General features: G+C 48.1%; 11 protein-coding genes and 1 pseudogene. 3 read left to right on the top strand and 9 right to left on the bottom strand.

The genetic code is table 11. The annotated features are described in order from the left end of the window. Positions 1-665 precede the first annotated feature (665 nt). From ABXS75_08810 to ABXS75_08785, 6 genes and pseudogenes are all read right to left on the bottom strand, one after another. Positions 666-3186: pseudogene (locus ABXS75_08810) on the bottom strand (heavy metal translocating P-type ATPase). A gap of 130 nt (positions 3187-3316) precedes the next feature. Then, positions 3317-3679, bottom strand: coding sequence for a heavy metal-associated domain-containing protein (locus tag ABXS75_08805; protein XCP86875.1), 363 nt, complete (start codon positions 3677-3679; stop codon positions 3317-3319). A 24-nt stretch (positions 3680-3703) separates the two neighbouring features. After that, positions 3704-4009, bottom strand: coding sequence for a metal-sensing transcriptional repressor (locus ABXS75_08800; protein XCP86874.1), 306 nt, complete (start codon positions 4007-4009; stop codon positions 3704-3706). A gap of 268 nt (positions 4010-4277) precedes the next feature. After that, positions 4278-5516 (bottom strand): hypothetical protein, encoded by a 1239-nt coding sequence (locus ABXS75_08795; GenBank protein ID XCP86873.1) that lies wholly within the window; start codon positions 5514-5516, stop codon positions 4278-4280. Between the two features lie 4 nt (positions 5517-5520). Then, positions 5521-5817 (bottom strand): hypothetical protein, encoded by a 297-nt coding sequence (locus ABXS75_08790; GenBank protein XCP86872.1) that lies wholly within the window; start codon positions 5815-5817, stop codon positions 5521-5523. A 163-nt stretch (positions 5818-5980) separates the two neighbouring features. Then, the gene (locus ABXS75_08785) at positions 5981-6640 is read right to left on the bottom strand and encodes a Crp/Fnr family transcriptional regulator (GenBank protein ID XCP86871.1); all 660 of its coding nucleotides are present in this window, start codon (positions 6638-6640) and stop codon (positions 5981-5983) included. A 205-nt stretch (positions 6641-6845) separates the two neighbouring features. Here ABXS75_08785 and ABXS75_08780 point away from each other — a divergent pair, with 205 nt between their 5' ends. From ABXS75_08780 to ABXS75_08770, 3 genes are all read left to right on the top strand, one after another. Continuing rightward, complete coding sequence (locus ABXS75_08780; protein XCP86870.1) at positions 6846-7106, top strand: type II toxin-antitoxin system Phd/YefM family antitoxin; 261 nt, start codon at positions 6846-6848, stop codon at positions 7104-7106. Next, positions 7096-7425 carry a type II toxin-antitoxin system RelE/ParE family toxin gene (locus ABXS75_08775; GenBank protein XCP86869.1) on the top strand — a complete coding sequence of 110 codons (330 nt, stop codon included), beginning with the start codon at positions 7096-7098 and terminating at the stop codon, positions 7423-7425. Before ABXS75_08780 ends, ABXS75_08775 begins: the two co-directional genes overlap by 11 nt. A 378-nt stretch (positions 7426-7803) precedes the next feature. Then, the gene (locus ABXS75_08770) at positions 7804-8499 is read left to right on the top strand and encodes a 4Fe-4S binding protein (protein ID XCP86868.1); all 696 of its coding nucleotides are present in this window, start codon (positions 7804-7806) and stop codon (positions 8497-8499) included. A gap of 30 nt (positions 8500-8529) precedes the next feature. Here the strand turns inward: ABXS75_08770 and ABXS75_08765 are convergent, their stop codons facing one another. The 3 genes from ABXS75_08765 to ABXS75_08755 are packed head-to-tail and all read right to left on the bottom strand — an operon-like array spanning position 8530 to position 13551. Beyond that, entirely contained in the window at positions 8530-10476 is a 1947-nt protein-coding gene (locus ABXS75_08765) for an FAD-dependent oxidoreductase (protein ID XCP86867.1), read from the bottom strand. 48 nt (positions 10477-10524) lie between these two features. Continuing rightward, positions 10525-12246, bottom strand: a complete 1722-nt coding sequence (locus ABXS75_08760) for a PHB depolymerase family esterase (protein XCP86866.1) — start codon at positions 12244-12246, stop codon at positions 10525-10527. A gap of 18 nt (positions 12247-12264) precedes the next feature. Then, positions 12265-13551 carry an SLC13 family permease gene (locus tag ABXS75_08755; GenBank protein XCP86865.1) on the bottom strand — a complete coding sequence of 429 codons (1287 nt, stop codon included), beginning with the start codon at positions 13549-13551 and terminating at the stop codon, positions 12265-12267. Between the last annotated feature and the right edge of the window lie 27 nt (positions 13552-13578).

Below are 13578 nucleotides of genomic sequence, written 5' to 3'. Positions count from 1 at the left end.
GTCTGCCGCCCTAAAGAATGATATAGTAATATAAAAGGAAAGCCAAAGACACGGCTTACTCCTTATTAACAATCAGCTAATTGTTATTGACAACAGCCGTCATTATTAAGTGGAAGTAATGGCGGCTATTTTCGTTTGTCCTTGAAAATCTTATAGCAAAACCAACAAGGGCAACAATGAGCGTACAAAACAAGAATAAATTCTCATATGTAACATACTTTCCCGATAGTCCCCGAAAATCTTTAGAGTCCTGTTAAGCAGACAAATAGATTCCATAGAAGCTATAAGTAGACAACAGCAGCGTCAATAGCTTCTTATCCGTGAACACCAGGGACGGCAGAAGGAAGAGTGAACTGAGCTCCACCCACGAAACCGTCTACCAACAGCTTGCCGAGGTATTTGAACAAATCGAAGCAGACTACCCCACACAACACCATCTCAGCAGTCCAGTAACGTTGAAGGAGTCCCGGGAGCATGCCAGGTACGTTGCGCAGGTCAAGCCGGAGGGGGCGCAGAATCCGTCCCTCAAAATCTTAGAGCCCGAGACAGGAGACCCTCTGGTCGACTGTTTCGGACTCTTAGATTTTGGTGGACTAGTCGGAGCCCCCGGAGGCATCGGAGCAACGTACCTGGCATGCTCCCGGGGCTCACCTCAACCTACGCCCTTATTGGATGCTCACCACCTCATAATCCTGCTCTTCCACCGCACTTCTCAGCACGCTGTCAGCAACTTCCCCACTCAAAGTCACAACCGCAGTTCCTTTCTCATGGCTGACCTCAGCATTTTCCACGCCTTCAATCTTCTCCAGCACCTTTTTCACTCTTGCCTCGCAGTGCCCACACATCATTCCATTGATCTTCATTGTTTTTTCCATGTTCTTAACCTCCGCTTTCTTTTTCACTTTTACTTTTTTATCTCGACTTGCATCATACATATGAAACAAGTTAAGCCTCAACGCATTTGTCACTACACAAAAACTGGAAAGACTCATTGCTGCCGCCCCGAACATCGGATTCAGCTTCCAGCCAAATATCGGAATCCACACGCCGGCTGCAAGTGGAATTCCCACAGCATTATAGAAGAACGCCCAAAACAGATTCTCATGAATATTCTTAAGGGTCGCACGGCTCATTCTGATTGCCGCCGGCACGTCTCTTAAGCGGCTCTTCATCAACACCACGTCGGCCGCATCAATCGCGATATCCGTGCCTGCCCCGATGGCAATTCCCATATCTGCACGGGTGAGCGCCGGTGCATCGTTGATTCCATCGCCGACCATGGCAACCTTTCCTTTTCGTTTCAGAGAGCGGATCACGCTCTCCTTCCCTTCCGGAAGTACGCCGGCAATCACTTCATCTACGCCTGCCTGCCTGCCGATGGCATTTGCCGTCTTCTCATTGTCTCCGGTCAGCATCACCACATGAATCCCCATATTTTGCAGCTCTTTGATTGCCTGAGGGCTGTCCTCCTTCATCACGTCCGCCACTGCGATCATTCCGATCAGATGACCTCCCTTTGCAAAATAAAGAGGCGTTTTTCCTTCACCCGCAAGCACCTCGGCCTTCGCTTTCATTTCCCCGGAAACTTCGGCCTGACCTTCTATAAACTTACCATTACCGCCGCAGAGCCGCTCTCCTAAATAGATACCCGCCAGACCATTTCCCGGCAGAGCCTGGAACTCTTCCACTTCCTCCGCCTTCACCTGATGCTGGTCACCATATTCTAAGATTGCCTTTGCAAGCGGGTGCTCACTCTTGCGCTCCAATGCATACGCCATCTGAAGCAGTTCCGCTTCTGAAATACCCTCTTCCGGTATCATATCCGTCACCCTCGGCTGTCCTTCCGTGATCGTTCCGGTCTTATCTAACGCCACAATCTGCATTTTCCCGGTCTCCTCCAGAGACACCGCCGTCTTGAACATGATTCCGTTTTTCGCTCCCATCCCGTTCCCGACCATAATGGCCACCGGAGTGGCAAGACCGAGCGCACACGGGCAGCTGATCACCAGCACGGAAATGCCGCGTGCCAGAGCAAAGCCAACGCTTTCTCCCAAGAGCAGCCACACGATTGTCGTGATCACCGCAATAGTGATAACTGTCGGCACGAATACACCAGATACCTTATCCGCCACCTTCGCGATCGGAGCTTTCGTCGCCGCCGCATCGCTTACCATTTGGATAATCTGCGACAGTGTCGTATCCTCCCCGACTCTTGTGGCCTTGCAGGTAATGAAACCGGACTGGTTCACGGTAGCTGCAGAGACATGATCCCCCTCAGCTTTATCGACCGGAATACTCTCGCCCGTCAGCGCCGCTTCATTTACCGCACTACTGCCTGAAATCACCACGCCATCGACCGGGATATTCTCGCCCGGACGCACTACAAAGATATCGTCCTTACCAACTTCCGCAATCTGTACCTCCGTCTCCACGCCATCCCGCAGGACGGTCGCCGTCTTCGGCGCCAGTTTCATCAAACTCTTAAGCGCGTCCGTCGTCCGTCCCTTCGATTTTGCTTCCAGCATCTTTCCTACGGTGATCAGCGTCAGGATCATTGCGGCCGATTCAAAATAGAACTCATGCATGTAGGACATAACGCCGTTCATATCGCCGCGCATCTGCGCATCCGTCATGGCAAAAAGCGCATAAGTGCTGTAAACGAACGCCGCACTGGAACCAAGCGCTACTAACGTGTCCATATTCGGCGCCTTATGAAATAAACTCTTAAACCCGCTGATAAAGAATTTCTGGTTGATCACCATAACGCTGATCGTAAGCAGAAGCTGGATCAGCCCCATCGCCACATGATTATGCTCCAGAACGGAAGGAACCGGCCAGCCCCACATCATATGTCCCATGGAGAAATACATCAGCACGATCAAAAATCCAAGCGACGTGAAAAGACGGCGTTTGAGCACGGGCGTCTCCCTGTCTTTCAGCATCTCTTCTCCTTCTGCTGCAGATACAGAAGCCTTCGCGGCTCCCCCCGCTCCCTTCTCCGATGCACCATATCCGGCTTCTTCCACCGCCTTAATAATATCCGCGGGAGCTGCCGTCCCTTCCACTCCCATAGAATTAGTCAGAAGGCTTACTGAGCAGGAAGTCACGCCCTGCACCTTTGAGACGGCCTTCTCGACCCGGGCGCTGCAAGCTGCAGCTCATCCCTGTCACTGTATATTGTTTCATCTGTTTCTCCTCCTTCATTAAGATGAACGTCCACTGGTCGTTCACTCAGGTATACTTGGCAATCGAGATGAACGTCCACCGGACGTTCACTCAGATATGCATAACAACTCAAAATCGTCCTTGGGGCAGATCACTCCACCACCTGAAATCCGGCACGCGCTACCGCTGCATACAGTTCGTCATCTGCAATCCTGCGATCCATGGAAACTACTGCAAGATTCTTCCGCAGATTCACCTTTGCTGAAGCTCCGTCAATCTTATTAATCTCCTCTTCCACCGCGTGCTTGCAATGTTCGCAGTGCATGCCCTCTATCCTGATCACTTTTTCCGCAATCTTATCTCCCTCAAGTTTCTTATGTTTCATCTTTGCATTTCCACATTCACTGCAGCCGCCTCCACAGCAGCCGCCCTCTCCCTTAAAATGTTTCATTGTGCTTTTTACCGCAAAAAATGCAATTACCAAAAGAACTGCAATTACAATCACATTTCCCATAGCTTTTTTGCCTCCACATTCTCATTATCTCATTAATTTCTGTAAAACCGTTACCAACTCATCCACGGTCTCTTCCTTGCCGTCCCGAATATCCTGCGTCACACAGGTCTTAATATGATTTGCCAAAAGGACCTTATTAAAACTATTAAGCGCCGCATTCACCGCCGATACCTGAATCAGAATATCCGTACAATACGCGTCCTTTTCCACCATCCCTTTGATTCCCCGTATCTGCCCCTCAATACGGTTCAGCCGGTTCAGAAGGCTCTTATACTCTTTCTCCGAACGTTCCTTCGTCTTGTGGGAACAACATTCTTTTCTTTCGTTCATGATGTGTACCTCCCTTTCTGTGAATCATTATATACCCCTTATGGGTATTTTGCAAGTGTTATTTTTCTCAATAAGCTAAAAAGCCGGCAAACCTTTCCTCCGATATTTCTGGCAGACAAAGCTAGTCTGATGGACCTTCCTTTAGATATTCCCGGCAATAATAAAAAGACATGGTTCTGAATATGGTTTCAAAATCCATGTCTTTTATTCACATTATGCCTGTCTCGGAATTGACAGCCAAATGAGGCGATGTGGTGGCATCATCGTACTAGAAATTCAACTGTACCTCCATCCCGCTTTCCTCCTTCACCCGAAACACCATTCTCCACTCAACCGATTCCACCGGCTCATAATGCAGAGAGGAATATCCCTTGTGAAACGGCCGAATGGCCATACGGGATGCCCTTGGGTATACTTTGTGAAACGGCCGAATGGCCATACGGGATGCCCTTGGGTATGCGATATGATCCTTTGGTCTCCCATCGTTCCATTTTCCGGCCAGAAAAACAGCCGTCGGTCCATCCGCACCACCGATTACGCTTACCTCTGCGTCCTCTATACTATTCTGCCTTTTAAGCTCCGGCGGATCTGACCGGACCAGATCTTTGATAAATAAAGAATCCTCCGGAAGTTCTGGCTCCAGCGTATAGTAAAGTTCCAGATAATTTGCAGGAAATCTTGTGACACTATTCTTTCCCAGGCACTTATCATGCTCGCTGGTTTCATTCACCTGTCCCTGCTCACACGCCACCACCTGCAGCACATGAACCTGTCCATCGCCCGGATAGGTAAACCTGATCCGGCTTCCCCTATCCCCAGCTCTGGTACAAAAATGTGGTCCCGGATATTGCTCCGCCTCTTTCTCAAAGGTAATCGCAAGATTGTGCGAATTCTTCCTCCCTTCCTCCTCTCGCCAGAAAGGAGGTTCACTAGAATTTTGCTTAAGCATACCCCGCTCCCAAGTTGAAGATTTATCAGAATTTTGCCTGAACATACCCCGCTCCTTAGAGGAAGGTTTACCAGACTTAGGTTCGCCCGCCCCCGCAAAATACGCTCTGCAAAAGTACCAGCCACACTCCTTGCTGCACCCATACTCCCTCATCAACATCTCCTCGGTCACAGAAACTGCCTCCTCAGTCTCCGAAAACGGGTGCCAGGCTGTCCCGCACCACCCTCTGCTCTCCATCTTTCTGCCATCTAGTTCCGCCTGCATCCGGAAATTCCGGCAAAACGGACTTTCTCTTTCCAGTTGTTCGATCTCTTCCTCGTTAAACTCTTCTTCTGCCTGGCTGCGCCTCTCAAAGCTCCACTTGTCCAAGAACTCTTCCACTTCCCCCCGGGGAATCCGGACGCATAAGTCCACTACGACTCCCTCCTCACAGAGGTAGAGTGCCGGTATCCGCCATTCATGACAATCCCAGACAAATTCTTTTTCTATCACCACTTTTTCTCCAGGCTTTCTACCCATGCCTTTACTCCAATAATTTTCCTCAAAATAGACCTTCATCTGATTATTCCTCCAAGATCTGCCTTACTTTTTCTACTGTCACATCACAGCTTGCAGCAATCTCTTCCGGCGTCTTTCCTTGAAGATACAGTTTAAAAACTTTTTTGGTGCGCTCTTCTCCGAGCTTTTCCCCAAGTTCCTGCCCAATCCTCCGTCCTCGCGCTAATGCGCTTGACATCTGGGTATTATAATCTTTTAATGCCTTCTCCCTTGCCTCATATTCCAATCTCTTCACATCGTCCGCACTGAGCTCCTCCAACGTCCGAAAAGCTTCATCCAGATATTCGCTTGTCTTTGCCATACTCACAAACTCCTCTCTGCTCTTCCCACCGAAAAAACGCATCCACTTGACCACTTCTATAATGCAATCCCATGAAAAGTACCTCTATTATACAAAACACTCTCCCCACACGCAATCCGGCATATTTCACAAATTTGCAAAACCTGAAAAAACCTAACTATTTTTATTTCAGGCAAAAATGGTTCCTGTTAAATTCTACGATTCCCTCATCCCGCATTTTCCCCAGTTCACTCGACATCGCGCTCCTGTCCACCGACAGAAAATCCGCAAGCTGCTGTCGGTTGAACGGGATCTCAAACGACGGACTTTTCGCCCTTCCCCTCTGCTCCGACAGGTAAGAAAGCAATTTCTCCCGCGTCGTTCTCTGGGACATATGGCCGATTTTCTGCGCCAGAGCTCTGTTCTTTGCAGCAAGCACCGCAAAAAAATTCTGAATCAACAGCGTATGAAAATGACAGGTGGAGGGACAACTCGCGAGCACCCTGCCGATATCAAGAAACAGCACCGTCGTGTCACAGGCGGCGACCACGTCATTTACCATCGGTTCACTCCCATAGACTGCATAAGCCTCACCAAACACCTCGCCGGCCTCCACAACATTCAAAATACTTAGGTTCCCCCAGTAATCTTCCTTTTTAATATGGACGGCTCCCTCCAGTACCAACGCCACCTCCGTAATGCAATCTCCAACATGATAAATCCACTCCCCTTTCATGAACTCCCGCTTCCTCGCGCCCAGACAGCCCAGCATTTCCTCTATCTCTTCCTCTCGTATTCCCTGAAAGAGCTTTGTATTTTTCAAAACAGGTAAATATTTCTTCATAACAATTCCTCTTTTCGTTGTAAATACAACAGAATATTCTTTTACACCCTACTATAATAACCACATAAAGTCAAGAAATGACAGGCTATTGCTCAGGATTGTCTTATAGTTTATTCCTTAAAATTATATTGCTTTTCTCCGCATAATACGATACAATAAAACCATTATAAAATTATGATAAAATTATGATAAGGAGAGATGCCATATGATACAAATCAGACCTGTTTCCGATTTAAGGAATAAATTCCCGGAGATTGAAAGAATCGTCAATGAGGGAGAGCCAATATATCTGACCAAAAATGGTTATGGCTCTATGGTTGTACTGAGCCTTGATGCTTACTCTCGATTAACAGACGGTGTTGAAGCCGCATTAGATGAGGCGGACAGAATTGCAGATACCGATTCCAGACGTATGAGTCATGATGAAGTGTTCGGAAATCTTCGGAGGAAGATAAATGCCAAATAAGAAATACCGACTAAACTATCTGCCGCTCTTCTATGAAGACCTCGATGATAAGGTTTCATACATTACCTACAAACTCAAAAATCCGCAAGCAGCAAATGCACTATTAGACAAAGTAGAAAAAGCCATCCACGAACGACTTCCTGTAGCGGAATCCTTCGAGCCATATGAATCTATAAAAGAACGTAAGTATAAATATTATCGCATATATGTGGATAATTACACTATCTTCTATGTGGTGATTGATGACAATCCCGCAGATCTGATTATGGAAGTAAGGCGTTTCCTGTACAACGGTCAAAACTATAAAAGAATTATCTAATCAAAGAGTAGAATAAATGACTGCCTCTCGGAATAATATTTTCCAAAGAAGCAGTCATTTTATACTTATTTCTGGTAAAATGGCTCCTGTTATCTTCCTCGAGAATTCCCTGAAAAGCTTTGTATTTTTCAAAACAGGCAAATATTTCTTCATAACAATTTCCCTTTTCGTTGTAAATACAACAGAATATTCCTTCACGTCATACTATAATAACCACATAAAGTCAAGAAATGACAGGCCGCTCCGCCAAAATACATTTCTGTTTAGCAGACTTGGACTGGAACGCCAAAATGAGGGCCACTGGACCTTATTTCAGGCATGCATGGCAAATAAAACAGTACACAAAGACGGAGCAGCAAAACAAAGGAGGAGCATCATATGATAAGAAGAATCATTCACATTGACGAAAATAAATGTAACGGCTGCGGCGCCTGCGCCTCGGCCTGCCACGAAGGTGCCATCGGCATGGTGGACGGGAAGGCCAGGCTACTGCGCGACGACTACTGCGACGGTCTGGGCGATTGTCTCCCTACCTGCCCCACGGGAGCAATCACTTTTGTGGAGCGCGAGGCCGCATCTTACGATGAGGCTGCCGTAAAAGCAGCACAGGCCGCCAAAAAAGAAGCCCAGCCCTGTGGCTGTCCCGGCACAAAGTCCAGGCAGATCCTGCGGGAAAACCAAGATAAATCTGCTTCACCTACCCTGGAAAGCCAGCTGTCCCAGTGGCCCATCCAGATTAAGCTGGCGCCGGTAAACGCACCCTATTTCGACGGCGCAAAGCTGCTCATCGCCGCAGACTGCACGGCATATGCCTATGCAAACTTCCACAATCGTTTTATCAAAGATCATATTACGCTTGTGGGCTGTCCGAAACTGGATCATGTGGATTACTCTGAGAAGCTTGCGGAGATTCTTCGGGAAAATGATATCCAGAGCCTGACCATTGTCCGCATGGAAGTTCCCTGCTGCGTCGGTATGGTACAGGCCGTGAAAACAGCGCTCCAGGCAAGCGGCAGGCTGATTCCCTGGCAAATTGTGATTATTTCCACCGATGGAAGAATCATTAGCGAATAGTTAAATCTCTTTTTTCCTTCATATTTAAATCTAAATGTCAAGGGCAGCGTGATATCCCCAGTATACAGCGTTTGTGATGGTAGAGACTCTCGACGCATCGCCGATTACGGCTGTATACGGCGCGCTGTCTCTTAGACTTTCCACCACTTTTGTCCGGGAGCGCTGCCCCAGAGCGCAAATAACAGTGGTGCCCGGTACCAGAACCTGTTCCTTTTCCCGATTTTCACACAGAACGCCTTCCCCTGTCACTTCCAGTCCGCGATATCCGGTATGTACAGTCACATATTTTTCTATCTCCTTTAAAAGCAGTGGACGGTGGCGGACATTTGCATCCGGCGCCAATTCGTCCCTCATCTCAACCAAATGCACCCTTTTTCCTTCCATGCCAAGATGGATCGCACATTCACACCCGGCAAGTCCGCCTCCAAAAACGACCACATCATCGGAGACTTTATCTTTTTCCAGATAATAATTATTTACCACAACGACATTTTCGCCGTTAAGTCCTTTGATCGGAGGAATGAGCGGCTCAGAGCCGACCGCAATGATCAGCGCATCCGGAGCTTCCTTTTCCACATATTCCGGCGTCACTTCTGTGGAAGTGCAAATCTGCACACCGGCTTTTTGGGCCAGCAATGCATATGTTCCGGCCAGCTCATACATCTCATGCTTAAATGGCAATGCCTGTTCGCTCTTTAAGATACCACCCAGCTCTTCTTCCTTTTCACAGAGAATTACCTGATGACCGCGTCTCGCCGCCGTATAAGCTGCATACAGCCCTCCGGGGCCGCCTCCCGCGACGAGTACCTTCTTTTTGACCGGAGCCGGAAGCACCTCGTCACCTTCCATCTCACGCCCGATCAGCGGGTTGACCGTACATCTTCTGGTCGAAGTTGCCGCCCGCTCTGCCATACAGGTAAAGCAGCGCAGACATTTTACAATCTCTTCATCCCGGTTTTCCATGACCTTTCTCGGGAGAAACGGATCTGCCAAAAGCGCACGCGCCATGTAGACTACATCTGCCTTCCCGCCTGCGATAATCTCTTCTAATTGTTCCGGGCTGTTTAGGCCTCCAATGGTAGCCACCGGAATGGAAACATGTTTCTTAATCTCTGCTGCAAGATAAACATTACAGCCATGCTCTTTAAACATGGACGGGTGGGTATCGCCAAATCCCCTCTGATACGTTCCTGCCGACACATGCAAAAGGTCAATGTATGGCTCCAGTATTTTCGCAATTTCCACACCTTCCTCCAGTGTGTAACCACCCTCAAACAGCTCGGATCCGCTGAAACGGAATTCAATCGGGAAAAACGGCCCGACCGCTTCCCTTACTGCCTTCAATACCTGGATTGCAAAGCGGCACCGGTTCTCAAGGGAACCGCCATACTCATCTGTCCTCTTATTAAAATAAGGGGACAGAAACTGATTGATGAGCCAGCCATGTCCACCATGCACCATCAGCATCTCAAATCCGGCTCTCTTTGCAAGAGACGCCACCTCCTTATAGGAAGCCGTGATCTCATCGATCATTTCTTTCGTCAGAGCCCTGACCGTAACGCCGTCAGGCCTGACCGTATCCGATGGCCCCCACTGATTCATAGTCTTCTGCTTGCTTTTATCCGTCATATATGTTCCCGCATACATTCCGGAATGCGAAAGTTCCAGACTCGGGATTGCTCCGTGACGGCGGATCGCATCTGCCGTATAGGTCGCTGATGCCAGAGAATTCAAGATCTTCGTATCCAGATGATATGCGTGGGAAGCATCTGTCTGGGGGTGTACCATGCACTCACTGACAGTCACCGCGCCTGCTCCCCCTTTTCCTCTCAGTTCATAAAATGCGGTTGATTTTGGTCCGATGCAGCCGTCATTGGTAATATCAGTCCCACCCATCGGCGCAGAAAACATGCGGTTACGAAAAGTGGTTCTTCCTATCGTAATCGGCTTACATAAATTAGGATATTTTCTTTCCATTTTTTCCTCCTGTTATCTAAAACTCTGCCTTGACAGAGATAAACTCATTTACATCGCAGGCTCACCCATATAGAGCAGAGTGCCGTCCTCCTGTTTGGAGAACCTGGTCAGGAACTCATCGTAAGAAATCCAGCTCTCTCTTGGATAGTTTGCATGGGACATCTCTCTGACCGTGCCTACGGTAAGCATGGGAACACGCTTTGCATTCATATATACATAATAACTGATCTCACCGCAAGTATAACGCAGAGGCTTTTCATCTAACTGATAGAGCTTCATAAGATTCCTGAGAAAAGCTGCAATGTTATCTGCCACATGATATTCCAACTGTCCGTTCTCGCGGTCAACACAGAGCCAGTCATTCTCTCCAAACAGAAACAGGAACGGAACTGCAGGCTCTATTTTTTCAGGAAGAATCAATTCGTCCTCCGGCTTAACCAGCGCTGACCAGGGCGCAACTGCGGCAAATACCCCGGGATACTTAACTGCAAGGGTCGATGTCATCATACCGCCGCTGGACTGCCCGCAAGCGTACACACGGGTCGTATCCACCAAATGGCGTTCCTTGACGTCATCAATCATTTTCAGGATAAAACCGGTATCATCTATTTTTTTATCTCCATAGTTGCCATCCCACAGCAGCAGATTTCGGATTCCGCCGGGACGCTGTGAGGAAACGCCTGCCTCCGGAAATACGACGATAAAATCCCGCTCTTCTGCGACATGGCTCATGCCGGACAGGCTGATAAAAGTCTCGGCAGTCCCGCCTCTTCCATGCATACATACCACCAGCGGTACCGGTTTTCCGCTTGTTTTCACCTGCTCGGGCACATATTCGTACCAGCTATGTGTAAAACCATCATACTCCATAGTATGGTACGTAAATCCATATTTTTCAGGGTCGATCCGGTAACGAAGCATCTTCGTTCCAAAACCACGGTGACGGCAGGCAAGGCTGATATAATCCCATACTGCACTGAAGAATTCCTGTTCGACATCTCCGGTAAACCCATTTGTCACACGTACCTGGGAAATGCTCTCTTCGTTCACCTGGCTCTTTTTACAAATCTTTGACGGGAAATAAATCTCATCAGCCCAACGGTTGGAATAGATCTCGTCCTCTACCTGATTGATCTTTTTCCAATAATTACATACCTTGGCATTGGCGCCCTTATTCTCGCTCCACGCCATCCAGGCAGGGACCTGTACCTTTGCGGCAGAGATGACAAGCTCCGTTTTTCCGGTATCTTCTCCCCCGTGAGTTGCTTCTGTGTTCAGAAGCGCTCTATCATCTAAATCTCCAAACGTAGCAAGGCCAGACCATTCGCTGCTCATCTTCATAACAGCCTGCTGGGCTATGGCAGCGCCATTTCCAATGCCGGCAGCATAGATATTGTCCTGCATGGTCACATAGAATCTTCGGGAATTGATCTGCAGATAAACTTTATTCATGTAATCCGCATCACCCCCTGACAGATCCCACGCTTCATTTTGGGGAACCAGAATGTGCAGGAACATATGATGCTCTTTGGCGAAATGGAGCCAGAAACTATTTTCCAAATATTCGGCCACAGAAATATGATCTGACAAAGCCAGCACCAGGCAGGGGCTGTTATAGAGAAGATCGGGACTTATGTATGTATAAAAAATCCGCTTCTGCCCATTCACCTCTACGGTTTCCTCAAAAAGCCCGGAAACCAGGCAGCGTCTCGGCTGGGCGTGATCCACCTCAAATACGCTCATATCCTGTGGAAATGTTTTGATTTTCATCTTATTTTCTCCTTCCATTTAGTACATCGGAAATACAGTCATAATCCAGAACACAGAGACAACGCAAAGTATGATCGCAGGAATCAGTGACTGCTTCATGATAGATTTCAGGTCGTAACCACCACTGGCCATACACATCGGAATGGCCGGAGTAGCCATCGGAGTCATAAAGGAACTTAGGCATGCAGCCTGAACCAAAATGATGATGCCGATCGGATTGGCGTTCATCGCCTTACATGCCAGGATTGCAATCGGAATGAAAATAATCATTACGGTACGGTTCATCATGACCTGAGTCAGCAGGAACGGTACGACAAAGAATACAAAACCAATCAGATACGGATTGCTGAGGGTATTTGCAAAGTTACCTAAAATACCACCGACCACTTCACCGGCGCCGGTTTCCGTCAGCGCACCGCCCATGGAGAGGGCGCCTACGAATAAAAATGCCATAGGCCAATTGATTGCGCCGATTGCTTCTTTCTCAGAAAGTACGCCAAACAACACCATAGCCAGGGCGCCCGTCAGACAGATTACCCATACCGGAAGATTAAGCTGCGGCTGGAAAATGAGGGCAACAGTAGTCAGAATAAAGATAATGTAACCGGCACGCTCCTTGAAGGGGGACAGTGGCTCCCGTTTGTCTTCACGGGTCTGAATATTGCTGACAGCAACAACTTCTTTGTCAGGGCTGAACTTGCATGCAAAGAATACACAGTAAATGAAAATGGCGATCAGCATAGGCAGACGAGCCTTCATCGGATCGGTCAGGCCCACAGCATACGTTGTGTATGCATTTGCCTCCAAATATCCGTTCAACTCGGCGAAAACCGTGGCGCCGCTTCCCAGAGGAAGAACCGAAATGGTTGCTATGCTGGCCATCGCCAGAGGAAACAACACTTTAGAAGGTTTGATCTTCAATTCATCACAGCTTGCAATCATCATAGGAGCCATAATGCCATATACGATAACGGAGCTCTGAATGAACTGTGCAAGAATAATCGTAATCAACATATACCCAAACATCACTCGTGTCAGAGAGCCCTTGGCGATGTGGTTCACACTTGATGCGACCTGCTTTACGAACTGCGTGCGATTAAATCCTGCTGCCACAACGAACATGGAAAGCATCATTACCCCGTTGGTATTGCCAAAATATCCGACTGCCGTATCCGGATTCAGACATCCGGTAATCACAAAAGCGACCATACTTAACATCGCGGTCAGCCCCATAGGGATTTTACCAATAACATAACTGATCATTGTCAGAATACAAATAATAATACATATCGTGAGTGTATTCATGAATTCATTCCTCCTGTTTCTTCCATA

The organism is Roseburia hominis (genome assembly GCA_040702975.1).
GTDB lineage: Bacteria > Bacillota > Clostridia > Lachnospirales > Lachnospiraceae > Allocoprococcus > Allocoprococcus hominis_A.
Note: the sequence above shows the minus strand (reverse complement) of the source record. Positions and strands in the feature narration are given on the sequence as shown.

Coding starts and splice junctions, on each gene's coding strand:
- ABXS75_08800 (XCP86874.1), bottom strand. CDS start 4,009: ATGAACGAAAGAAAAGAATGTTGTTCCCACAAGACGAAGGAACGTTCG.
- ABXS75_08770 (XCP86868.1), top strand. CDS start 7,804: ATGATAAGAAGAATCATTCACATTGACGAAAATAAATGTAACGGCTGC.
- ABXS75_08785 (XCP86871.1), bottom strand. CDS start 6,640: ATGAAGAAATATTTACCTGTTTTGAAAAATACAAAGCTCTTTCAGGGA.
- ABXS75_08795 (XCP86873.1), bottom strand. CDS start 5,516: ATGAAGGTCTATTTTGAGGAAAATTATTGGAGTAAAGGCATGGGTAGA.
- ABXS75_08760 (XCP86866.1), bottom strand. CDS start 12,246: ATGAAAATCAAAACATTTCCACAGGATATGAGCGTATTTGAGGTGGAT.
- ABXS75_08755 (XCP86865.1), bottom strand. CDS start 13,551: ATGAATACACTCACGATATGTATTATTATTTGTATTCTGACAATGATC.
- ABXS75_08765 (XCP86867.1), bottom strand. CDS start 10,476: ATGGAAAGAAAATATCCTAATTTATGTAAGCCGATTACGATAGGAAGA.
- ABXS75_08805 (XCP86875.1), bottom strand. CDS start 3,679: ATGGGAAATGTGATTGTAATTGCAGTTCTTTTGGTAATTGCATTTTTT.
- ABXS75_08790 (XCP86872.1), bottom strand. CDS start 5,817: ATGGCAAAGACAAGCGAATATCTGGATGAAGCTTTTCGGACGTTGGAG.
- ABXS75_08775 (XCP86869.1), top strand. CDS start 7,096: ATGCCAAATAAGAAATACCGACTAAACTATCTGCCGCTCTTCTATGAA.
- ABXS75_08780 (XCP86870.1), top strand. CDS start 6,846: ATGATACAAATCAGACCTGTTTCCGATTTAAGGAATAAATTCCCGGAG.